This window comes from Pantoea sp. SGAir0183, assembly GCF_043545505.1.
Genome location: NZ_CP028053.1, coordinates 25,891 through 46,364 on the forward strand (window position 1 = coordinate 25,891; position 20,474 = coordinate 46,364).

Consider the following 20,474-nt stretch of genomic DNA (forward strand, 5'->3'; position numbering starts at 1 on the left):
CAAATCATCTCCGTAACAAGTTTTACACGTAAAGGAGCGTTCTCATGATCAGGATTATGTTGTGCTGTTCGGCAGGTATGTCCACCAGCATGCTGGTGCGCAAAATGGTAGAGGTGGCGGATCAGCGTGGCCTCGCTGTGCAGATTGATGCCTGGGGCATTGCCGAGTTTGATACGCAGTTTCCAACGTATCAGGTTGTGCTACTCGGCCCGCAAGTGAAGTACATGTTAAACACGCTTTCAGAAAAAGCTGCCACCCACGGTATTCCTGTCCGGGCTATTGATATGACGGACTACGGTATGCAACGCGGTGACAACGTGCTGGATTACGCTCTGTCGCTTATTGAAGCGACACACTAAAAGGTGTCATTTATGGGTTCGTTATATCAGTCAATGGTGACGGTGATTGAACAGGCTATTACGCCCCTCGCCGGAAAATTGGGTCAGCAAAAGTACGTTATCGCTATTCGTGATGGTTTTACGGCGGCCCTGCCGTTTATGATTATTGGCTCGTTCATGCTGGTGTTTATTTTCCCGCCCTTTTCAGCGGATACCACCAACAGCTTTGCCCGGGCCTGGCTCGACTTTTCGGTCACTTATCGCCAGCAACTGATGCTGCCGTTTAATCTCAGCATGGGCGTCATGACCTTCTTTATCTCAGTCGGCATCGGTGCCAGTCTGGGCCGACAGTTCAACCTTGATCCCATCATGTCAGGTTTACTGGCTTTTATGGCCTTTTTACTGGTGGCAGCGCCCTATGCTGATGAAAAGATCTCTACGCAGTACCTGTCCGGTCAGGGAATTTTTACGGCCCTGATTACCGCGATTTATGCCACCCGTGTTTATGCCTGGCTCAAACAGCATAACGTCACGATTCGCCTGCCCAAAGAAGTCCCCACTGGCGTCGCCCGTTCTTTTGAGATTTTAATTCCGGTATTGGTGATCATTGGCACCCTGCATCCGCTTAATCTGTTTATTGAAGCCAAAACGGGCATGATTATTCCTCAGGCGATTATGCATCTGCTGGAACCGCTGGTATCCGCCTCGGATTCCCTGCCAGCCATCTTGCTGTCGGTGCTGCTGTGCCAGATTTTTTGGTTCGCCGGTATTCATGGCGCACTCATCGTCACTGGCATCATGAATCCCTTCTGGATGGCTAATCTCTCCGCCAATCAGGCCGCTCTGGCAGCCGGTGCGGCGCTGCCCCATGTCTATCTGCAGGGCTTTTGGGATCACTATCTGCTTATCGGCGGCGTCGGTTCCACTTTGCCGCTGGCCTTTTTACTGCTGCGCAGCCGGGTGCTGCATCTGCGTACCATCGGCAAAATGGGCGTGGTTCCCAGCTTCTTTAATATCAATGAGCCGATCTTATTTGGTGCGCCCATCATCATGAATCCCCTGCTGTTTATTCCCTTCGTCTGCGTCCCGATGATTAATGCCGTTCTGGCCTATACCGCCACAAAACTGGGCTGGGTTGCGCAGGTCGTTTCGCTGACGCCCTGGACGACGCCCGCGCCGATTGGTGCTTCCTGGGCGGCCAACTGGGCGCTTAGTCCACTGGTCATGTGCCTGATCTGCATGGTGATGTCGGCACTGATGTACTTACCTTTTCTGCGCGCTTACGAACGCAGCCTGATCAAAGCAGAAGAGAAAAAAATTCAGGATACCGTGCCCGCAGGCAATACCGTGCACGGTCATCCCCAGGCTTAAGGAGTCAGTCACATGCACTACCGTTTTCCCGACAATTTCTGGTGGGGCAGCGCCAGTTCGGCGTTGCAAACCGAAGGCTGTAGCCTTCAGGGCGGTAAAAGCGCCACCACCTGGGATCACTGGTTCGCACACCAGCCGCATCGTTTCCATCACGGTATTGGTCCGGCCGATACCTCCGGCTTTTATCAACACTGGCGGCAGGATATCGCGCTGCTAAAAGCGTTAAAGCACAACAGCTTTCGCACCTCGCTGAGCTGGGCGCGGCTCATGCCGGACGGAGCGGATGAGATCAATCCCGAGGCCGTCGATTTCTATCACAGGGTCATTGATGAATTACTGGCGCAGGGGATTACGCCGTTTATCACGCTGTTTCATTTCGATATGCCGCTGGCCCTGCAGGAGAAAGGGGGCTGGGAAAACCGCGAAGTGGTACAGGCGTTTGGCCGCTACGCGCAGCGCTGTTTCGCGCTGTTCGGTCACAAAGTGAAGCACTGGTTTACTTTTAATGAGCCCATTGTGCCGGTTGAAGGCGGCTATCTGTATGATTTTCATTATCCCAACGTGGTGGATTTTAAACGCGCCGCTACCGTGGCCTTTCATACCGTACTGGCACATTCCCTGGCGGTACGAGCCTGGCGTAACGGCGGCTATGATGGCGAAATAGGCGTGGTACTGAATCTCACACCGTCCTATCCGCGCTCAACGAATCCGGCAGATGTCAACGCAGCACAGCATGCCGACCTGCTGTTTAACCGCAGCTTTCTCGATCCGGTTCTCAAGGGCGAATATCCGTCTGCGCTGCTGGACTTATTAAAACAGCATGACCAGTTGCCACACTGCCTGCCTGGCGACAGCGCCTTGCTTGCCGACGGCATCATCGACCTGCTGGGTGTCAATTATTATCAACCGCGCCGGGTGAAGTGCCGGGACAGCGCCGTCAACCCTGACGCACCGTTTATGCCGGAGGCATTATTCGATCATTACGACATGCCTGGCCGACAAATGAACCCATACCGCGGATGGGAAATCTATGCGCCGGGTATTTACGATATTCTGATCAACCTGCGCGATAATTACGGCAACCCTCGCTGCTTTATTTCTGAAAATGGAATGGGCGTCGAAAATGAACAGCGTTTTATTCAAGACGGTAAAGTTCAGGATGATTACCGTATCGAATTTGTTTCCGAACATCTTAAATGGCTGCATAAAGGCATTCGCGAGGGCTGTCATTGTCTGGGTTATCATATGTGGACCTTTATCGACAACTGGTCCTGGCTGAATGGCTATAAAAATCGCTATGGCTTAGTGCAGCTCGATCTGGAAACACAACAACGTACGATAAAAAAGAGCGGGAATTGGTTTGCTAACGTTGCCGAAAATAACGGTTTTGACTGAGAGCGATAATAATGATTGAACTTGAAGACGCTGTAATGACGATTATCGTCAATTCAGGACACGCCCGCAGCCTGTGCTTTGAAGCCCTGCAGGCGGCGCGGCAAGGCGAGTTTGAGGAGGCCCATGCGCGCCTCAAAGAGGCCGACGACTATTCCCGCAAGGCCCATCAGATGCAAACCCGGTTAATTGAACAGGATGCTGGCGAGGCCCGACAGCCGATGACGTTAATTATGGTCCATGCTCAGGATCATTTAATGACGTCGCTATTAGCCCGTGAATTATCAGAAGAAATAATTCATCTCTATCAACGGTAATTTGATCGCTTAATACAGGAGAACGCCTGACAAAAAACATCCCTCTGGAAAGAAAACATACTCTACAAATCAACTTGTTTTGGTGACAGTCAATAAGCCGAAACGGGCGGGTTATTATCTGAAAACAACAGCACGCGTCTTTCGGGTTAATTCGTGTTAACCCGAAGGATGAGGTGTAAACGAGATAACCATGAACATGATAAAAACATTTTCACTTCCTCTGGCGGTGAGCGCCGCGCTGTGCCCGATTGCCGGCCTCGCACAGGAATTCACGCAGGAACAAATCGACGCTATCGTCGCCAAAGCCGTCGATAAAGCTTTAGCAGAGCGTCAGGCTAAGATGGATGCCGCCGTCGCGAAAAAAACGGATGTGATAACAGAACCGCAGAGTCCTGCACAGTCACCGGATATGGCCATTCCTTTTGGCGTGAAGTTTAGCGGCTACGCCCGTTATGGCGCGCATTACCAAAGTGGTGACCAAAAGTATGTCAATGTTGATGGCTCTTACAATGGCGCCTCCGGTATTGGTCGCCTGGGGAACGAAGGTAACGGCGGCGAATTCCAGCTCTCTAAAGCGTTTAAAAGCACGAACGGTGCCATCTGGGACGTGAACGTGATGATCGATCACTGGGGCGATGAAGTGAACCTGAAAAAAGCTTACGCTGGCGTGACCAATGTGCTGGCCTCGAATCCTAATGCCTATCTTTGGGCCGGACGGGACTTTCATCAGCGCCCGCAACAGAACATCAATGACTATTTCTGGATGAATCACGATGGTCAGGGCGCGGGCGTAAAAGACTTTGACGTAGGCGGGATAAAATTTGACCTTGCTGCCGTCGCGGCGGTGGAATCCTGTAATCCTGAAGTGCTTAGCGATGAATCCAATCCATCACGCATTACCTGTACGGGCGGATCGGGAACCGGCGATAAAGGAAACTATGCCGCCACATCTAAAATCCACGGCATGAAACTGGGGCCGCTGGATCTGGAGATGTATGCCAATTACGGTTTCGACTCTAAGGCCGTGGAAAGCGAGGATCGCCTCAACGCCTGGCAGGGTGCGTTTGTCGTAAGCCACACCACCGATCATGGCGTCAATAAAGTGATTGCACGCTACTCAGACAATGCGGATAACAGCGTTTACAGCAAAACCCATGGCCTCAGCACGCTTTACACCAGCTTTGAAGGTAAGCACCTGTTTACTCAGCAGGCGCAGGTGGAGTATCTGCTGGCCTATCACGATTATGACAACAGTCGACTGAAAAGCGACAACCGGAAAAACTACGCTGCCATTGTGCGCCCGATGTATTTCTGGAATGACGTGCACTCCACCTGGCTCGAAGCCGGTTATCAACGGGTCAACTATGATGCAGGCGGTAGCAACAACGGCTGGAAGCTGACGCTGTCGCAAAATATCGCTATCGCGATGGGCCCGGAGTTCCGTCCCATGCTGCGCTTCTATGTGACGGGCGGCAAGGTCGATGATGCGCGCACCGCACGCGTGAATGGCCGGGAAAACGATATTCTGGACGACTTCAATCTGGGTGCGATGTGGGAAGCCTGGTTTTAAGACGAAACACGGGTCGTCTACGGCCAGTGTGAGGCGGTGTTCGGATTTACCTGCAACGATAAGCAACCCTCGCCCCTCGGGCATTTCTGCCGTATGCCCGATTGGGTGGTAAGCTGTACGAAGGGCGCGCTACACCGCCTTGCCGTGTCAACGCGACATTCACCTCAGCGACCTGATAAGGAAAAGCACCATGTCGGCAATCGGTAATACATTTCATCACATCGGTATTGTGGTTCAGGATATTGAAGCCAGTGAAGCCTGGTATAGCCAGATGCTGGGATTTACGCGTCTGTATGATTATGGCTGGCCGGGCGTACAGGTTGTTTTTATTGCGCGGGGCAATGTGAAACTGGAGCTGTTTCAACATGCGCAGGCTACCCCGATGGATCCACAGCGGCAACGCGCAGAAACCAATCTGAAAATCGGCGGTATCAACCATTTCGCGCTTCAGGTCGACGATCTCGATGAGGCGGTTGCGGAACTGCAGGCAAAAGGTGTCGAGCTCGTTTCCCCGCCCCGTGCCGTACCCAACGGCGATGGCGATCGTTTCGCTTTCATTCATGATAACGAGAAGATGCTCGTCGAGCTTTTTCAGCCCGGCCGCTAACCCGCCTCCTGTCTGGAATGATTTCACTCGCGACGGGGCGAACGCGCGCGTCGCCTGATAGAACCTGACAAAGGCTTTACGCTACCCCTTTTCCTTTAAATACCCATATGAACCCTGTCACAAAACGCGCATTCGGTTTTTTGGGCTGGTTAAACGTCCACCCGCCCGGCAAACTTGTTAAAGCCTTGTTGCACATAGCCCAATGTAATTGTTAACGGCCATTAATGCGCATAGCGCATCAGTCGATGAGTTTATTGCGCTTATTTACTTTATTTTCCTGATCCAGTCTTCAGCAACAGGCGCAGCAAAAAGCGTCAATGATAAACTGGAGATACCGATGCATTCCTCGACTTCACCTATGACCACTCGCGCCAGAATCGGCGCAATCTTGCGCGTTACCTCGGGCAACTTTCTGGAACAGTTTGACTTCTTTCTGTTTGGTTTTTATGCCACCTACATCGCGCATACTTTCTTTCCGGCGAGCAGTGAGTTCGCCTCACTGATGATGACCTTTGCCGTCTTCGGCGCAGGTTTCCTGATGCGCCCGATCGGCGCCGTGGTGCTGGGCGCTTATATTGATAAAGTCGGCAGACGCAAAGGATTGATCGTAACCCTGTCCATTATGGCTACGGGCACCTTTCTGATCGTATTAATCCCGTCTTATCAGAGCATTGGCCTTTGGGCCCCGATGCTGGTGCTTATCGGTCGCCTGTTGCAGGGCTTCTCTGCCGGTGCCGAACTGGGCGGCGTGTCGGTTTACCTGGCCGAAATCGCTACGCCAGGCCGTAAAGGCTTCTATACCAGTTGGCAGTCGGGCAGCCAGCAGGTCGCCATTATGGTTGCCGCTGCCATGGGCTTTGCCCTGAATGCCGCCCTGGAAGAGAGCGCGATTCGTGAATGGGGCTGGCGTATTCCGTTCCTGTTTGGCTGCCTGATTGTGCCTTTCATTTTCTTTCTGCGTCGTAAGCTGGAAGAAACGCAGGAATTTAATGCTCGCCGTAAGCATCTGGCGATGCGCGAGGTCTTTAAAACCCTGTTAGCTAACTGGCAGGTAGTGGTTGCGGGCATGTTGATGGTGGCGATGACCACAACAGCGTTCTATCTGATTACCGTTTATGCCCCCACCTTCGGCAAGAAGGTGCTGATGCTCAGTGCGTCTGACAGCCTGCTGGTTACGCTGCTGGTGGCCATTTCCAATTTCCTCTGGCTGCCGGTCGGGGGTGCCCTGTCGGACCGCTTTGGACGTAAGCCGGTTCTGATTGCCATGACGTTGCTGGCCCTGGCAACGGCTTATCCGGCCCTGACGCTGCTGGCCGAAGCACCGAGTTTTACGATGATGCTGACCGTACTGCTGTGGCTGTCATTTATCTACGGCCTGTATAACGGTGCGATGATTCCTGCCCTGACCGAGATTATGCCAACCGAAGTTCGGGTGGCGGGCTTTTCACTCGCTTACAGCCTCGCAACGGCTGTCTTTGGCGGATTTACCCCGGTGATTTCAACCGCATTGATAGAGTACACCGGCGATAAAGCGTCACCCGGTTACTGGATGAGCTTTGCTGCCGTCTGTGCCCTACTGGCGACGCTGTATCTTTACCGCCGCAGCGCTGTCAATTTACAACCCGCCGTTAAACATTAAGTCAGGGACTCCATTATGAAACGACTATACCGATCACTCCTTGCCACCCTCGTGCTTTCAACCGTCAGCACGACGGTACTGGCAAAGGACGTGACCGTGATGATCTCTGGTGGCTTTAAAGCCGCCCTGGAGAAACTCACGCCTCAGTTTGAAGCCCAAAGCGGTGACAAAATTATCCTGGTATCCGGCCCTTCAATGGGTAAAACCCCGCAGGCAATCCCTAACCGCCTGGCACGTGGTGAAAAGGCCGATGCGGTAATTATGGTGGGCAATGCGCTGACTCAGCTGGAAAAAGACAAGTGGATAAAACCCGGCTCACGCGTGGAGCTGGCTGACTCGCCGATTGGTATTGTCGTGAAGCAAGGCGACGCTAAGCCCGCAATTAAGACGGATGATGAATTACGTCAAACCTTACTGAGCGCGAAGTCTATTGCGTATTCCGATAGCGCCAGCGGTCAGTATGTCAGCAGCGAGTTGTTTAAGAAGTTAGGCATTGAAGACAAAGTCAAAGACAAAGCACATCAGGTCGAACGTATTCCTGTCGCCTCGGAAGTGGCAAAAGGCCACTATGCACTGGGACTACAGCAGGTCAGCGAACTGCTGCCCGTCAAGGGCGTGACTTTTGTTGGCGAGTTGCCTGACGATGTCCAGTACATTACCCGCTTTGCGGGCGCTGTCCCGGCGAAAGCCGCGCATCCGGAAGCAGGTAAAGCGCTACTTGATTTCCTGGCCTCAGCCCAGGCGCAGGCGGTCGTTCACGCAACCGGTATGCACTCGGTGAAAACGCAGCAGCCTGTTACGCAGCGTGATACTGTTCAGTAATGAGCTTTTCCAGTTCTGCTGCAATATACGACTGAATACGTCCGCTGCGTCTGAGCAGCCCTACAGTACGTTTCACCACCGGATCGGTGAGGGGTAACTGCACCAGCACCGAATGACCGGATGACGGCATTGACATGGCGGGCACGGCAGCAATGCCGATTCCCGCTTCAACCATACCGAGCATCGTGGTCACATGTCGGGTCTCACAGATACTGGGACGCGCCGGAACAACATGACCCAGGGCAGAATCCAGCAGGTTGCGATTACCCGACGTCTTATCCAGCCCCACATAATCCTGCTGATAAAATTCCTGCCATGTCAGCCCTTTACGGCTGGCAAGCGGATGGTCGTGTCGGCAGGCGACAACATACACATCCTCAACCAGGGGTAAAAATTCGGTGCCAGGTGGTGGATTGCCGGAGAAGCAAATGCCAAAATCTGCCTGACCACTGGTTACCGCCTCGATCACGTTGCCTGCGCTGCTATCAATGATTTTGACGCGTACGCGAGGATAGCGGGCCTGAAAGCGGCGAATGACATCCGGCATAAAATAGTAGGCCGCAGAGGGCACCGTCGCCACCGTCACCAGTCCGGTCCGATCCTGGCTGACTTTACTGATATCGGCCATAACCTCTTCAAAATTAGCGAGCAGCTGCTCCGAACGTGCGGCAAATGTCTGACCATAAAGCGTAAGCGTAACCCGGCGCGTGGTTCTGTCGAACAGCTTAATCCCCAGTGCCGTTTCCAGCTTTTCAATCCTGCGGCTCAGGGCCGACTGGGACAGGCAAATGGACTCCGCTGCAATGCGGAAATTGCCATATTCGACCAGGGCGCGAAACGCGTACAGATCGTTAAGATCGAAATTAACCGGCATGGCGACAGACATTCCCGTGATGTTGAAAAGGCTGGAACCATAGTGCCTTATCGCTTAACAGCAAACAAAGTGAAATATGCGCGAAACGGCGGGTGTTAAGCGGGGAAACCGGTCACCCGTAAAGGCAGGCGACCGGAAAAAATACTCAGACAGGATGTGGCGTGGATGAACGGGAAACGTTTCTGACCGCTTCCTCGACGCGCTCAGAATTGCTCTGAATACTGGCGATTACCTCACCCGCCTGACGCATAAGATTGACTCCACGCGCCGTGTTTTTCAGGTTATTTTCGATGTCTTCCAGCACCTTTTTCGCCAGCTGATTATTACTGGACACCACGCGTCCTATTTCTTCTGTCGCTTCGTTAATACGTGCCGCCAGCGTGCGTACCTCGGCGGCTACGATGGCAAAACTGCGCCCCGACGTGCCAGCGCGGGCAGCCTCAATGGCTGCATTCAGCGCAATAAAGCGCGTCTGCTCGGCGATATTGCGAATGGAATGCACCATATCGGCAATCCGGTCAGACTGGCCGTTCAGGCCAAAGACATCCGCCGAAACGCTGTTCATCTCATTGGCGATTTCCGCCATCGTTCTGACGCTGTCTTCGATGACATCGGCACCCGTTACCGAGCTTTCACGTGTCTGTTGCGCCATCTTCCATGCGTGCTGAGCGGCTTCGTTTTCCTGCTGGTTTTGCAACACCTGCTCCGTCACATCCGTCGCGAATTTCACGATCTTATATAACCGGCCTTCGGTATCAAAAACCGGGTTATAGGTTGCACGCAGCCAGATGGTTTTACCCTGGCGGTTAAGGCGCGGATACTGGCCGGAAAAAAATTCGCCCTGGTTCAGGCGTTGCCAGAACTGCTGATATTCCTGGCTGTTACGCAGTTCCTCAGAGCAAAACATACGGTGATGCCGCCCGAGGATCTCATCGGCTTTGTAGCCGGTCGCTTTCAGGAAGTTTTCATTCACCTCCAGTACTTCCCCGGCCTTATTAAATGCAATGACGGCCATTGAGCGGCTGATCGCCTGTACCATGGCATCCTGCTGCTGCGCTTCGCTGATACGCTCGGAAATATCAGCCGCCAGCTTGATGACCTTAATGACCCGACCCTGCCGATCTTTTACTGGCACATAGCTGGCTTCCAGCCAGACGGGATGATTATCTTTGCCTAAACGCAGGTATTTACCGCTGAAGCTCTTGCCGCTGGCCAGCCGTAGCCAGAACTGGCGATACTCGGCTGAGTTGACCAGCGAGGGCGAGCAAAACATGCTGTGATGACGACCCACGATTTCTTTTATCTCATAGCCCATCTTGTTGAGAAAAAGATCATTTGCCCGAAGGATCGTGCCTTCTGGCGTAAACTCGATGATCGGAATGGCATCATTCAGTGCTTTGAGCGAATCGGCGGCGTGTTTATGCTGGTGTTTTGAGAAAAGGGAAAATAATTTTTTTAGAATTGTCATTTTTATACTGCCATGTTGAGTGGTCTGGAGAGTTTATCGGCAGAAGAAAGAGCAGGCTTGAGACAATGGAGAATAAACAGGCAACAGATTGTGACCGGGCTAATAACGTTAATTAAAGGATGAATACAGCGCCCTTTATTTTTGGCCGCGTTAAAACGTAATGACTGACATTAAGTGAAAATTATTTGCACACCAGGTTTACGTCACTGTCGACATAAACCGTCCTTTTAACGCTCTGCAGCGACCAAAAAAAAGCTGCCATCAGGCAGCTCTTTGCGCTTCTTTCAACACGACGCGGTTATTTATACAGCTCGGCGGTCATGTGGACACGGTCGTTCGTGTTGGCTTCGATGATTCTGTACTGCGCACCCTGCTGTTCAGCCTGGGCTGCAATTTTCGCTTCGGTACCATCAAGGGTTGAACCAGTTGCGGTGACAGTTTGCGCAAAAGCAGAGGCTGACATCAGTGAAAGCGCAGCAACGGCAGCAAGGGAAAGTGTTTTCATGGTTTTCATAATCCGGTTCCTTATCGTGTAAGCGGGAAAGCAGTGTGCTTTCGATGGGAGTAATGATAACCATAGTTATTAATGCAAATTTAACAATAAGTGCCGCAATTGTGATCATACTATCTATCACGCTGATAGCTAAAACCTCATGCCGACGTTGCGGAATTGACATATAACGTTTTGGTAAGGGTGACTGAGGCAGGAGAAGCAGAAGCTCAGCGCGATCTGCAGCTATATTTCACGTTTTGCTATGCCAGGGATTAAGGATATCTCACTTGTCTGGCAGATCTTATCTGCGCACTAAGAGCGGTTAACTGCGAAGCTTGTGCGCTTTTAAACGCACACATCTGGATGACTGCTGCCAGACGACAAACAGGATAATGCTTTATTGCTGCTTGCGCGCGTTAGTACGTAGCGCGACCTTTTCCCCTGTTGGTTTCTTATGTGTCAACCCGTGGCTTAGATTCCAGAGAGCGGATGGGTTTGTTTGTCACGGCTTTCGGCTTTCGGCTTTCGGCTTTCGGCTTTCGGCTTTCGGCTTTCGGCTTTCGGCTTTCGGCTTTCGGCTTTCGGCTTTCCAGGTAAGCAAAGCGCACTAAAATTTGCCAGTAATCCTGAAAAATCATGCCTTTTCGCCCTCCTCCGCTCTTTTCTTTAACTACCTGTTTTTCCTGTGGCAAAAGCGACTGGAATATTACGCGTTAATGTGCGTCTTTTCATCGCGGTGATATAGTCTGCTGAGAGGCTTTATCAGCGCCATCTGCGCGCTGATATTTTGTGGAGGAGAGCTTTAATGGCGCTGTACGCTCTGGACTGGTTTAGTCGCAATGGTATGGAGTGCTCGCGCGTTAAAGCGCATAACGCAACCTTTCCAAAACACACGCACGATGAATATGTGCTTAGCGCCAACCTGTCGGGCATTGAGGAAATCACACTTAATGGCCAGACACAGCAGGTCAATGCGGGTCAGATCACCCTGTATAATCCGGCCAGCATCCAGTCTTCACGTTTCGATCAGCACGGCGCTGAATTCCTCAGCATCCATATTCCGCAGACGCTATTAAAAACATTCAATCTCAGCCAAAATCTCAGCAGTCACCGTGAGGCACCCGTTTTAGCTGAAGGCGTTTTCACGCATCAGGCGTTATTTAACGCTATATGTCGCTATGCCCAACTGACACAACACCATGACAGCGAAGAGGAAGAGCAGGCACTTTTGCTGTTGTGCGCAGAATTGTTCTCTGAGAAAGTCACGCGAGATGCCGTGGTCGATAAAGACCTGGACCGCATCATTGCTTTTATGCGTCAGCATGTGAACATGAAGCTTACGCTGAATGCATTGGTGCAGGTAGCGGGAATAAGCAAATACGCGCTGGTGAGGCGTTTTACTGCTTATACCGGGCTTCCACCTTTGCAGTATCACATGCAGCTTCGCCTGTGTGCAGCGCGGGCGCTTCTGCGACAGAATCAGCATCCTCTGGACGCCGCGCATCGCCTGGGATTTTACGATCAAAGCCATTTTATCAATGCGTTTCGCAAAGTAATGGGCACCACGCCCAAACACTATGCTTCACAAGTAGGTTCAGGAAAGCAAAAATTCTTTATAACCTGAAACGATGACGTAAAAAGCAAAACAGGCAAAGATAAGGGCAGAAAGCATGTAGGAATATCTCAACAACTTTTGTCCTAATAGCCTGCCGCCCACGCTGCCAACCAGACAGAGCACACCCGTCCATATCACCCCGGCCAGAAAAAAACCGCTCAGAAATAGCGTGGTTCCAGTAAGGTTTTGCTCCCCGAAACGGGAAATGAGCGCGCCACCCACCGTCGCAAACCACAGAATGGCGGTGGGCGAGGACAGGGCCAGTACAATTCCGCGACGAAACTCACGGAACAGCGATTGCCTGACAGTCACCTGTGATGTGTCGATATCGTTAACTGTACTGAAGGCAGCCATCAGCATTTTAACGGTGAACCCTGTCAGCAGAAGCCCTCCACCCGCCCAGATTATCCATCGCACTATCTCGAATTGCAGCAACACCGCCATGCCCGCCAGCGCCAGCACGGCATAAAAAAGATCGCCTATACAGGTGCCGATGCCCAGCGAAAATCCCTGAAAATATCCCCGCTGCATTGCCAGCGTAATCATAGCGATGTTGGCAATGCCGATATCCAGACACAGTGACAGACTTAAGAAAAACCCCGTCGAAAAGGACATCATCGCACTACACTCCTGCACGAAAGAACCTCGCGCTGTGCCACCTGATATGAGCCTGTAAATTCTGTAAAAAGAGCCCATTCCGGAGAGCGAAGCGTAAACTGAAGCGGCGTCATTGAGTTCCCTGCCTGAACGTGAGTGATACCTTATTTCATTCTTTTACTCAGCTCAGGTATTGGAAAAAATTGCAGCGAAGGGATGAAGGGAGAGTCAGCCGACGGGGAAAGGGAATAAAGCGGGCGGTACGACATGATCCGCCCGGGGAACCTGGAGCAGAATAATCAGGCGGTGGTGTTAATGTTCCGCCCTACAGCCGGGTTCGCGGGAAGGGCAGTAACGCCTTCCACCAGTGTAGTGATGGTATCTGCCTGTTGGTTCAGGGTTTTCTTTAACAGCGTCGCATTGGCTTCACCACGTGCCTGCCATTGATCTAACCCTGCAGACAGCGTTGTGAGTTGCTGAATATCCATGCAGTTGCTCCTTATGTTGACTGAGCCCCAAACGGGGGTCACATAATACTGGCGACGGATTTCGCCAGTGGCGCATAAAGTATCGGCACATATACGCAAAACTTAAGCATGATTAACAGTACCGTGAAGCACACTGCTTATCGTGAAACAAACCGCGGCACAAAACTCACCGGAAAATTCAGCGAATTCGCGATAAAACACGCATCGTGAGCATCGTGGTGCAGCGCTTCTGCGCGCGCAGCGTCCGCCGGATCGCGCAATGTGACCAACGGCTTCAGCGTGATTTGCTTGAAATGCCCCCGCTCACCCTCGACCATTGTGCCCTCCGCCGCATCCTCATAAGCCTCGACGATGATACCGGCATCAGCGCACAGATGCAGATACCATAATTTATGGCAGGCGGACGCCGAGGCCAGTAACAGTTCTTCGGGATTCCAGCGCGTGGCATCGCCCCGAAAGGCCGGATCGGCACTCAGTGCGATGGTCGCTTTCCCCTCAGCGGCAAGCTCACCATTGCGGTCGTACGCAGTGTAGGAATCTGTACCGCTGCCACGGTTACCGGTCCAGCGAATGTGAATATGGTAATGATGTTCCCGATTAGCCATCTTGCATCCTTTAAAGGCTGAAGGTGATTCTGGAGACAGTATCCATCGTGATTTCAGGCCTGTAGCCCAGCGGATTGATGCTCAGAGCCTGATGTTATAACGGACAATATCATCCACCTGTGCCAGCTTATCGTACAATCTGCGGGCAGGATTGTTTTCATTTGTCACCCAATATACTTTCGCCCAACCCAGTTCACGGGCTTCATCGCAGACTGCCACGATTAGGGCTTTTCCCGCACCTACGCCGCGCTTGTTTTCCTTAACAAAGAGATCTTCCAGATAGCATACGGGCCGAGTGACCCAGGTCCCCTCGTGTATCACACATATCGCGAAACCGATCACGCTGCCGTTTTGTTCGGCGAGTCGACACATGAGCGCGGAGTCAGGTGAATGGATTCTCTGCCAGGTAGACAGCGTGACGCTCTCATCCAGGTGATGACCATAAAACAGCAGGTAATCTTTCCAGAGCCCCAGCCAGGCTGCGTAATCATCCGGCAGGGCATTACGAACGTTAAGCATTGACGTTCCTTTTAGTCGATGGGCCAGATAACTCGCCGCTGTAATGCCATGACGACGCTACACATCGCGGATACGAAAACAGCGACTGACGGCTTGTTGGAGCCTGCTCAATCAGTAAAGCAGCTGTCTCCCTCAGAAGCTATCTTAATGCGATGGAGTCTGTAAAATCGTGGCTGATGACCATAATAACGATGACAGCGCAGGCGCATTCAGCCAGGGTATTACGAATGGCTGTGGAATTTTGCGATTCCTACTTAAGCGAGGCAGCGGCCCAGCCCTTTCTCAAAGAAAACCATAATATAAAGAAGTATATTTTCGACAGTCTGTCAGAAAAGCACTGAACTACACAGTCCCTCAAAAAAAGGGTGACCATGGATCATGGTGATTGTTAAACAGAGTCACAGCAAGCTCTGCCACACTGTTTAACAGAACATAACCTCAGAAAATTTTGAATAATTAATTATATAAATCAAAAAATTAAATCTTTTATAGCTACTTTAATATGCCTTACGGTGTTACTCAGTTGAATATATTCATTCTGACATTCTCGTCTTGTCTTTCAGAGAAAATATAAGTGGAAAGCCAGCCCAGGACATTCGGACCGGCTTCCTTATAGATGATGGCGACAGGTCATCGGTTCATTCATGTACTCACAGAAATGCCAACATCGCCTTCTTACGCCACTTCTCCATTTTCCTGCCTGTACTCTTTCGGTGTCGTCGCATAGCTCTTCTTGAACACCGAATAGAAATACTGCAATGAGGGATAACCACACATCTGCGAGATCTCATTGATACTGAGTGACGAGCCCGCCAGCAGTTCCTTTGCCTTTTCCAGCTTTTCTCGATGGATCATGGCGTGAATCGTATCGCCGGTTTCGTCGCGGAAACGCTTCTCCAGGTTAGAACGCGACAGGCCAATGGCATCCAGTACCTGCTCCACCTTAATGCCCTTACAGGCGTTAAAACGGATAAAATGCATCGCCTGAATCACTGCCGGGTCGTGCAGCGAGCGGAAATCGGTTGAGCGGCGGGCAATCACTTTCACTGGCGGTACCAGAATGCGCTGGAGCGGCAGAACCTGCTTATCCAGCAGGCGGTGTAACAGCTTAGCGGCCTGATAACCCATCTGTCGTGAACCCTGAACTACCGAGGAAAGCGCGACGCGAGAGAGATAACGGGTCAGTTCTTCGTTGTCGATGCCAATTACGCACAGCTTCTCAGGCACCGGAATCTTCAGGTGCTCGCAGGCCTGCAGCAGATGACGCGCACGTGCATCAGTGACAGCAATAATGCCGGTATGCGGGGGAAGGGTTTGCAGCCAGTCGGCCAGGCGGTTTTGCGCGTGCTGCCAGTTCTCAGAGGCGGTTTCCATGCCCTGATAAACCACGCCCATATAGCGCTCACGCATGACGCGTTGGCGAAACGCCAGTTCGCGCTCCTGTGCCCAGCGTTTACCACTGGAAGCCGGCAAACCGTAAAATGCAAAACGGTTGATACCGCGCGCTTTCAGGTGCAGGAAGGCACTTTCCACCAGCGCGCTGTTGTCGGTGGCAATGTAGTGTACCGGCGGGTAATCCTCTTCACGATGATAGGAGCCACCCACACCGACGACCGGCACCGCCACGTCTGCCAGCGAACGCTGAATGGCGCTGTCGTCATAATCCGCAATCACGCCGTCGCCCAGCCACTCATGGATATTGTCAATGCGGCAGCGGAAATCCTCCTCAATGAAAATATCCCAGTTTGTCTGTGAAGCCTGTAAATACTCGCCAACGCCTTCAACCACCTGACGATCGTAAACCTTGTTGGCGTTAAACAGCAGGGTAATGCGGTATCGTTTCTCATGCATAGTGGCAGCGTCCCGTTAACTCCCAGCGCATTGCATAGCACAGCTGGATGCATCACAGAAATGGTTTGCGCCACAGTGTGATCGTTCACACGATTACATACGGCGGCGCGTTGCGGTGTCCATCCAGACCGCCAGCAGCAAAATCGCCCCTTTTACGATGTACTGCCAGAAGGTCGGCACATCCATCATGCTCATGCCGTTATCCAGCGAGGCCATGATAAACGCGCCCATCACCGCCCCGGCGACGGATCCGACCCCGCCAGCCAGGCTGGTGCCGCCGATAACACAGGCTGCAATCGCATCCAGTTCGGCGATGTTCCCGGCAGAAGGCGATCCCGCGCCCAGACGTGAGCTGAGGATCAGCCCCGCGATCGCCACCATCAGGCCATTGATGGCAAACACCGCCAGCTTGGTGCGCGCCACATTGATACCGGAAAGCCGGGCGGCATCAATATTGCCGCCGATGGCGTAAATGCGGCGGCCAAAAGCCGTGCGGGTGGCCATAAACATTCCCGCCAGCAGCAGCAATGCCAGCAGCAGTACCGGAGTAGGTACGCCACGGTAATCATTCAGCAGCCAGATCGCCCCCAGCACCAGCACGGCGGTGATCGCCTGGCGTGCCACGGTGCTTGTCGCCGCCGGTTGAGCCAGCCCCAACTGCTGACGACGCAGCCGTAAGCGCCACTGCCACAAAATAAACAGTGCCAGGCCGATAAAGCCAAAACCAAAACCGAAGCCGCCTGGCAAATAGCTTTGCCCAATCTGGGACATCGCCGGACTGGTCGGGGCAACGGTAGTTCCGTCGGTGATACCGACCAGGATGCCGCGAAACGCCAGCATACCGGCCAGCGTTACGATAAACGAAGGCACCTTGCGGTAGGCCACCCACCAGCCATTCCAGGTGCCCAGCAGCAGGCCAAGCACCAGCGTGACCACAATGGTCAGTGGCAGCGGCCAGCCCAGCCAGACGTCAAAGATCGCCGCCGCGCCGCCCAGCAGCCCCATCATAGAGCCAACTGAGAGGTCGATCTCAGCGGAGATAATAACAAACACCATGCCCACCGCCAGGATGCCGGTTATCGCTGTCTGGCGCAGCAGGTTAGAGACGTTGCGCGGGCTGAGCCAGGCACCGTCAGTAGTCCAGGTAAAAAACAGGGCAATCAACACAATCGCCCCCAGCATGACCAGCACCTGCAAATTACGCAGGCCGAGCTTGCTGGAGACGGGCTTGTTGGCCGGCGTCGATACGGCGGGCTTGGTTTCGCTGTTAAGCATAATGTTCACTCCGCAGAGCGGCTTCCATCACCTGCTCCTGAGTCAGATTGTCGTTAATCAGATCGGCTTTGATTTGCCCTTCATGCATCACCAGAATGCGGTCGCTGAGGCCCAGCACTTCGGGCAACTCAGACGAGATCACAATGACGGAGATGCCCTGCTGTACCAGCGCATTGATTAGCACATAAATTTCCTGCCGCGCACCCACATCAATACCGCGCGTGGGCTCATCCAGAATCAGAATTTTTGGATTGAGCAGCAGGCATTTCGCCAGAATCGCTTTTTGCTGGTTGCCGCCGCTGAGGCGGCCAATCGGCAGTTCAGGTGACGAGGTTTTGACCCGCAAGCGGGCGATAGCGGCATTAATGGCGTGCAGCTCGCTGGCTTCGTCAATTGTGGACAGGCGCTGGCTGAACTGATCCAGCGCCGCCAGAGTGATGTTTTTGCCCACGCCCATCAGCGGCACAATGCCGTCTTTTTTACGATCCTCCGGTACCATGGCAATGCCGTGCGCGATTGCCTCCTGACAGTCGCGGATAGTCACTTTGTTGCCGTTAATCCGGATCTCACCCTGCCAGCGACCAGGCCAGACGCCAAACAGACACTGAACGGTTTCCGTTCGGCCAGCACCGACTAATCCGGCGATACCAAGGATCTCTCCCTTACGCAGGGTAAAGGACAGGTTATTCACGCGCTTGATGTGGCGGTTGACCGGGTGCCAGGCCGTCAGGTTGCTGACCTGCAGCACCGTGTCGCCAATCTCGTGAGGTGAATGTGGATAGAGCGCCGTGAGTTCACGTCCGACCATCATGGTGATGATATCGTCCTCACTCAGGCCCGCCGCCGGACGAGTGGCAATATGCTGACCATCGCGAATCACGCAGATGGTGTCCGAAATCGCCCGCACCTCGTTCAGTTTGTGCGAGATATAAATACAGGCGATACCGTGCTCGCGCAGGTTGTGGATGATACTGAGCAGTACCGTGGTTTCCTGCTCGGTCAGCGAGGACGTCGGCTCATCGAGGATAAGCAGCCGCACCTGTTTGTTGAGCGCCCGCGCAATCTCCACCAGCTGCTGTTGCCCCAGGCCCAGCTCACCCACGCGCGTGTCGGGCGAGACGTTAAGTTTGACCCGTTCCAGCAACTGCTGGCAGCGCAGCGTCATGGTTTCATCGTCCACCATGCCAAAGCGCCCCAGCTCTGCGCCCAGGAAGATGTTCTCCATCACGGTCAGTTGCCGTACCAGCGCCAGCTCCTGATGGATAATGACAATTCCTTTGCGTTCGGTATCGCGAATAGTCTGTGCCTGGATCGGGTCCCCGGAAAACTGAATCTGCCCCTCAAACTCCCCGTGCGGATACAGTCCGCACAGGATTTTCATCAGGGTCGATTTGCCAGAGCCGTTTTCACCACACAACGACAGCACTTCACCGGCATCCAGTTGCAGGCTGACGTTGTCCAGCGCCTTCACCGCGCCGAAACGCTTGGTGATATTTTTCATTTCCAGCAACATCGGTCTTCTCCTTCGCAGGATGGCGATCAGAGTTCACTCTTCTTATGGAAACCGTCTTTCACCACGGTACTGTCGATATTGTCTTTGTTGACCTCGATGGGCGTCAGCAGGCGCGACGGCACGTCTTTCAGGCCGTTGTTGAGTTTGGCATTGCTGGCAGGCGTCTGACCGTTGCCCAGCTCGACGGCGACATTAGCTGCTTCAGTCGCCAGTTCTTTGATCGGTTTGTACACCGTCATGGTTTGCGTGCCATTCATGATGCGTTTGATGGCGGCAAGATCGGCATCCTGCCCGGAGATGGCGACCTTACCGGCCAGCCCCTGCGCGCTGAGCGCCTGGATCGCTCCCCCCGCGGTAGCATCGTTTGAGGCCACAACGGCATCGATGTGGTTTTTATTGGCGGTCAGGGCGTTTTCCATGATTTTCAGTGCATTTTCCGGCAGCCAGGCATCAACCCACTGGTCACCGACAACTTTTATGCTGCCATTATCAATAGAGGGTTTTAACACCTTCATCTGCCCTTCGCGGAACAGGCGGGCGTTATTATCGACAGGCGATCCGCCCATCAGGAAGTAATTGCCTTTGGGTACTTTTTTCACCAGGCTTTCAGCCTGCATTTCGCCGACTTTTTCATTATCAAACGAAATATAGAAATCGATATCGGCATTATTAATCATGCGATCATAGGCCAGAACTTTAATGCCTTCGCGTTTCGCTTCTGCCACGACGTTACTTAATACCTGACCGTTGTAGGGAATAATAACCAGCACATCCACGCCGCGGTTGATCATATTTTCGATTTGCGACATTTGCGTTTCTTCGTTGCCATTGGCAGACTGCACGAAGACTTTCGCGCCCTTTGCTTCCGCCTGTTTAACGAAGATATCGCGGTCTTTTTGCCAGCGTTCCAGACGTAAATCGTCAATGGCCATGCCGATTTTGACTTCTTTTGCCAGACTGGCCTGACTGAACAGCGTAAGCGCCGCAAGCGCAGCGAGTAATGCGGGTTTCATTTTCATCATGGTCATCCTGTAGGGAACGGTTATTGTCGTTGTAAGGCTATGAACCAGGCGGATGAATTGTTCACCTTATTTTTACCTGCCAGCAATTACTGATTTTT

General features: G+C 52.9%; 20 protein-coding genes. 9 read left to right on the forward strand and 11 right to left on the reverse strand.

Going from position 1 to position 20,474, the window contains the following annotated elements:
- The first annotated feature begins 44 nt into the window (after positions 1-44).
- The 8 genes from C1N59_RS00125 to C1N59_RS00160 all read left to right on the forward strand — a co-directional run bounded on the left by C1N59_RS00125 (position 45) and on the right by C1N59_RS00160 (position 8,056).
- Complete coding sequence (locus C1N59_RS00125) at positions 45-359, forward strand: PTS sugar transporter subunit IIB (protein ID WP_033737272.1); 315 nt, start codon at positions 45-47, stop codon at positions 357-359.
- Positions 360-371: 12 nt separating this feature from the next.
- The gene (locus tag C1N59_RS00130) at positions 372-1,709 is read left to right on the forward strand and encodes a PTS sugar transporter subunit IIC (protein ID WP_033737270.1); all 1,338 of its coding nucleotides are present in this window, start codon (positions 372-374) and stop codon (positions 1,707-1,709) included.
- A gap of 12 nt (positions 1,710-1,721) precedes the next feature.
- The gene (locus tag C1N59_RS00135; RefSeq protein WP_205950907.1) at positions 1,722-3,104 is read left to right on the forward strand and encodes a glycoside hydrolase family 1 protein; all 1,383 of its coding nucleotides are present in this window, start codon (positions 1,722-1,724) and stop codon (positions 3,102-3,104) included.
- An 11-nt stretch (positions 3,105-3,115) separates the two neighbouring features.
- On the forward strand, positions 3,116-3,418 hold the full coding sequence (locus C1N59_RS00140) for a PTS lactose/cellobiose transporter subunit IIA (protein WP_033737266.1): 303 nt from the start codon (positions 3,116-3,118) through the stop codon (positions 3,416-3,418).
- Positions 3,419-3,608: 190 nt separating this feature from the next.
- Positions 3,609-4,988 (forward strand): carbohydrate porin, encoded by a 1,380-nt coding sequence (locus C1N59_RS00145; protein WP_394550145.1) that lies wholly within the window; start codon positions 3,609-3,611, stop codon positions 4,986-4,988.
- Positions 4,989-5,178: 190 nt separating this feature from the next.
- Positions 5,179-5,595: a VOC family protein gene (locus tag C1N59_RS00150; protein WP_164482749.1), complete on the forward strand. Its 417-nt coding sequence runs from the start codon at positions 5,179-5,181 to the stop codon at positions 5,593-5,595.
- A 337-nt stretch (positions 5,596-5,932) separates the two neighbouring features.
- Positions 5,933-7,234 carry an MFS transporter gene (locus C1N59_RS00155; RefSeq protein WP_033737399.1) on the forward strand — a complete coding sequence of 434 codons (1,302 nt, stop codon included), beginning with the start codon at positions 5,933-5,935 and terminating at the stop codon, positions 7,232-7,234.
- 15 nt (positions 7,235-7,249) lie between these two features.
- On the forward strand, positions 7,250-8,056 hold the full coding sequence (locus tag C1N59_RS00160; RefSeq protein WP_394550147.1) for a substrate-binding domain-containing protein: 807 nt from the start codon (positions 7,250-7,252) through the stop codon (positions 8,054-8,056).
- Here C1N59_RS00160 and C1N59_RS00165 read toward each other — a convergent pair.
- The 3 genes from C1N59_RS00165 to C1N59_RS00175 form a co-directional block, all read right to left on the reverse strand.
- Positions 8,031-8,930: a LysR family transcriptional regulator gene (locus C1N59_RS00165; protein ID WP_033737398.1), complete on the reverse strand. Its 900-nt coding sequence runs from the start codon at positions 8,928-8,930 to the stop codon at positions 8,031-8,033. The two genes, C1N59_RS00160 and C1N59_RS00165, sit on opposite strands and share 26 nt — an antisense overlap.
- Before the next feature lie 145 nt (positions 8,931-9,075).
- Positions 9,076-10,398: a methyl-accepting chemotaxis protein gene (locus C1N59_RS00170; protein WP_033737258.1), complete on the reverse strand. Its 1,323-nt coding sequence runs from the start codon at positions 10,396-10,398 to the stop codon at positions 9,076-9,078.
- Positions 10,399-10,696: 298 nt separating this feature from the next.
- Positions 10,697-10,912, reverse strand: coding sequence for a YdgH/BhsA/McbA-like domain containing protein (locus C1N59_RS00175; protein WP_033737256.1), 216 nt, complete (start codon positions 10,910-10,912; stop codon positions 10,697-10,699).
- 784 nt (positions 10,913-11,696) lie between these two features.
- Between C1N59_RS00175 and C1N59_RS00180 the strand changes: the two genes are divergently transcribed.
- Positions 11,697-12,515: a helix-turn-helix domain-containing protein gene (locus tag C1N59_RS00180; RefSeq protein ID WP_054634766.1), complete on the forward strand. Its 819-nt coding sequence runs from the start codon at positions 11,697-11,699 to the stop codon at positions 12,513-12,515.
- Here the strand turns inward: C1N59_RS00180 and C1N59_RS00185 are convergent.
- The 8 genes from C1N59_RS00185 to xylF all read right to left on the reverse strand — a co-directional run bounded on the left by C1N59_RS00185 (position 12,486) and on the right by xylF (position 20,373).
- A complete protein-coding gene (locus C1N59_RS00185) occupies positions 12,486-13,124 on the reverse strand; it encodes a LysE family transporter (protein WP_054634767.1) in 639 nt (212 codons plus the stop codon). The genes C1N59_RS00180 and C1N59_RS00185 overlap by 30 nt on opposite strands.
- A 278-nt stretch (positions 13,125-13,402) precedes the next feature.
- Positions 13,403-13,591, reverse strand: coding sequence for a YjfB family protein (locus tag C1N59_RS00190; protein ID WP_006121221.1), 189 nt, complete (start codon positions 13,589-13,591; stop codon positions 13,403-13,405).
- A 137-nt stretch (positions 13,592-13,728) separates the two neighbouring features.
- Positions 13,729-14,196, reverse strand: coding sequence for an OsmC family protein (locus tag C1N59_RS00195; protein WP_394550148.1), 468 nt, complete (start codon positions 14,194-14,196; stop codon positions 13,729-13,731).
- An 81-nt stretch (positions 14,197-14,277) separates the two neighbouring features.
- On the reverse strand, positions 14,278-14,715 hold the full coding sequence (locus C1N59_RS00200; RefSeq protein ID WP_375093975.1) for a GNAT family N-acetyltransferase: 438 nt from the start codon (positions 14,713-14,715) through the stop codon (positions 14,278-14,280).
- 675 nt (positions 14,716-15,390) lie between these two features.
- Positions 15,391-16,566, reverse strand: coding sequence for a D-xylose utilization transcriptional activator XylR (gene xylR / locus C1N59_RS00205; RefSeq protein ID WP_033737245.1), 1,176 nt, complete (start codon positions 16,564-16,566; stop codon positions 15,391-15,393).
- Between the two features lie 93 nt (positions 16,567-16,659).
- Positions 16,660-17,841 (reverse strand): xylose ABC transporter permease XylH, encoded by a 1,182-nt coding sequence (xylH, locus tag C1N59_RS00210; RefSeq protein ID WP_375093977.1) that lies wholly within the window; start codon positions 17,839-17,841, stop codon positions 16,660-16,662.
- Positions 17,834-19,354 (reverse strand): xylose ABC transporter ATP-binding protein, encoded by a 1,521-nt coding sequence (locus C1N59_RS00215; protein WP_006121215.1) that lies wholly within the window; start codon positions 19,352-19,354, stop codon positions 17,834-17,836. The genes xylH and C1N59_RS00215 overlap by 8 nt, the downstream gene beginning before the upstream one ends.
- 26 nt (positions 19,355-19,380) lie before the next feature.
- Positions 19,381-20,373 (reverse strand): D-xylose ABC transporter substrate-binding protein, encoded by a 993-nt coding sequence (gene xylF, locus C1N59_RS00220; protein ID WP_039339152.1) that lies wholly within the window; start codon positions 20,371-20,373, stop codon positions 19,381-19,383.
- Positions 20,374-20,474: the final 101 nt, after the last annotated feature.

What these genes read in the sequence shown, in the direction of transcription:
- C1N59_RS00140 (WP_033737266.1), top strand. Translation starts at nt 3,116, where the DNA reads ATGATTGAACTTGAAGACGCTGTAATGACGATTATCGTCAATTCAGGA.
- C1N59_RS00160 (WP_394550147.1), top strand. Translation starts at nt 7,250, where the DNA reads ATGAAACGACTATACCGATCACTCCTTGCCACCCTCGTGCTTTCAACC.
- C1N59_RS00170 (WP_033737258.1), bottom strand. Translation starts at nt 10,398, where the DNA reads ATGACAATTCTAAAAAAATTATTTTCCCTTTTCTCAAAACACCAGCAT.
- C1N59_RS00175 (WP_033737256.1), bottom strand. Translation starts at nt 10,912, where the DNA reads ATGAAAACCATGAAAACACTTTCCCTTGCTGCCGTTGCTGCGCTTTCA.
- C1N59_RS00130 (WP_033737270.1), top strand. Translation starts at nt 372, where the DNA reads ATGGGTTCGTTATATCAGTCAATGGTGACGGTGATTGAACAGGCTATT.
- C1N59_RS00180 (WP_054634766.1), top strand. Translation starts at nt 11,697, where the DNA reads ATGGCGCTGTACGCTCTGGACTGGTTTAGTCGCAATGGTATGGAGTGC.
- C1N59_RS00200 (WP_375093975.1), bottom strand. Translation starts at nt 14,715, where the DNA reads ATGCTTAACGTTCGTAATGCCCTGCCGGATGATTACGCAGCCTGGCTG.
- C1N59_RS00150 (WP_164482749.1), top strand. Translation starts at nt 5,179, where the DNA reads ATGTCGGCAATCGGTAATACATTTCATCACATCGGTATTGTGGTTCAG.
- xylH (WP_375093977.1), bottom strand. Translation starts at nt 17,841, where the DNA reads ATGCTTAACAGCGAAACCAAGCCCGCCGTATCGACGCCGGCCAACAAG.
- C1N59_RS00125 (WP_033737272.1), top strand. Translation starts at nt 45, where the DNA reads ATGATCAGGATTATGTTGTGCTGTTCGGCAGGTATGTCCACCAGCATG.
- C1N59_RS00145 (WP_394550145.1), top strand. Translation starts at nt 3,609, where the DNA reads ATGAACATGATAAAAACATTTTCACTTCCTCTGGCGGTGAGCGCCGCG.
- C1N59_RS00165 (WP_033737398.1), bottom strand. Translation starts at nt 8,930, where the DNA reads ATGCCGGTTAATTTCGATCTTAACGATCTGTACGCGTTTCGCGCCCTG.
- C1N59_RS00215 (WP_006121215.1), bottom strand. Translation starts at nt 19,354, where the DNA reads ATGTTGCTGGAAATGAAAAATATCACCAAGCGTTTCGGCGCGGTGAAG.
- C1N59_RS00190 (WP_006121221.1), bottom strand. Translation starts at nt 13,591, where the DNA reads ATGGATATTCAGCAACTCACAACGCTGTCTGCAGGGTTAGATCAATGG.
- C1N59_RS00185 (WP_054634767.1), bottom strand. Translation starts at nt 13,124, where the DNA reads ATGATGTCCTTTTCGACGGGGTTTTTCTTAAGTCTGTCACTGTGTCTG.
- C1N59_RS00155 (WP_033737399.1), top strand. Translation starts at nt 5,933, where the DNA reads ATGCATTCCTCGACTTCACCTATGACCACTCGCGCCAGAATCGGCGCA.
- C1N59_RS00195 (WP_394550148.1), bottom strand. Translation starts at nt 14,196, where the DNA reads ATGGCTAATCGGGAACATCATTACCATATTCACATTCGCTGGACCGGT.
- xylR (WP_033737245.1), bottom strand. Translation starts at nt 16,566, where the DNA reads ATGCATGAGAAACGATACCGCATTACCCTGCTGTTTAACGCCAACAAG.
- C1N59_RS00135 (WP_205950907.1), top strand. Translation starts at nt 1,722, where the DNA reads ATGCACTACCGTTTTCCCGACAATTTCTGGTGGGGCAGCGCCAGTTCG.
- xylF (WP_039339152.1), bottom strand. Translation starts at nt 20,373, where the DNA reads ATGAAAATGAAACCCGCATTACTCGCTGCGCTTGCGGCGCTTACGCTG.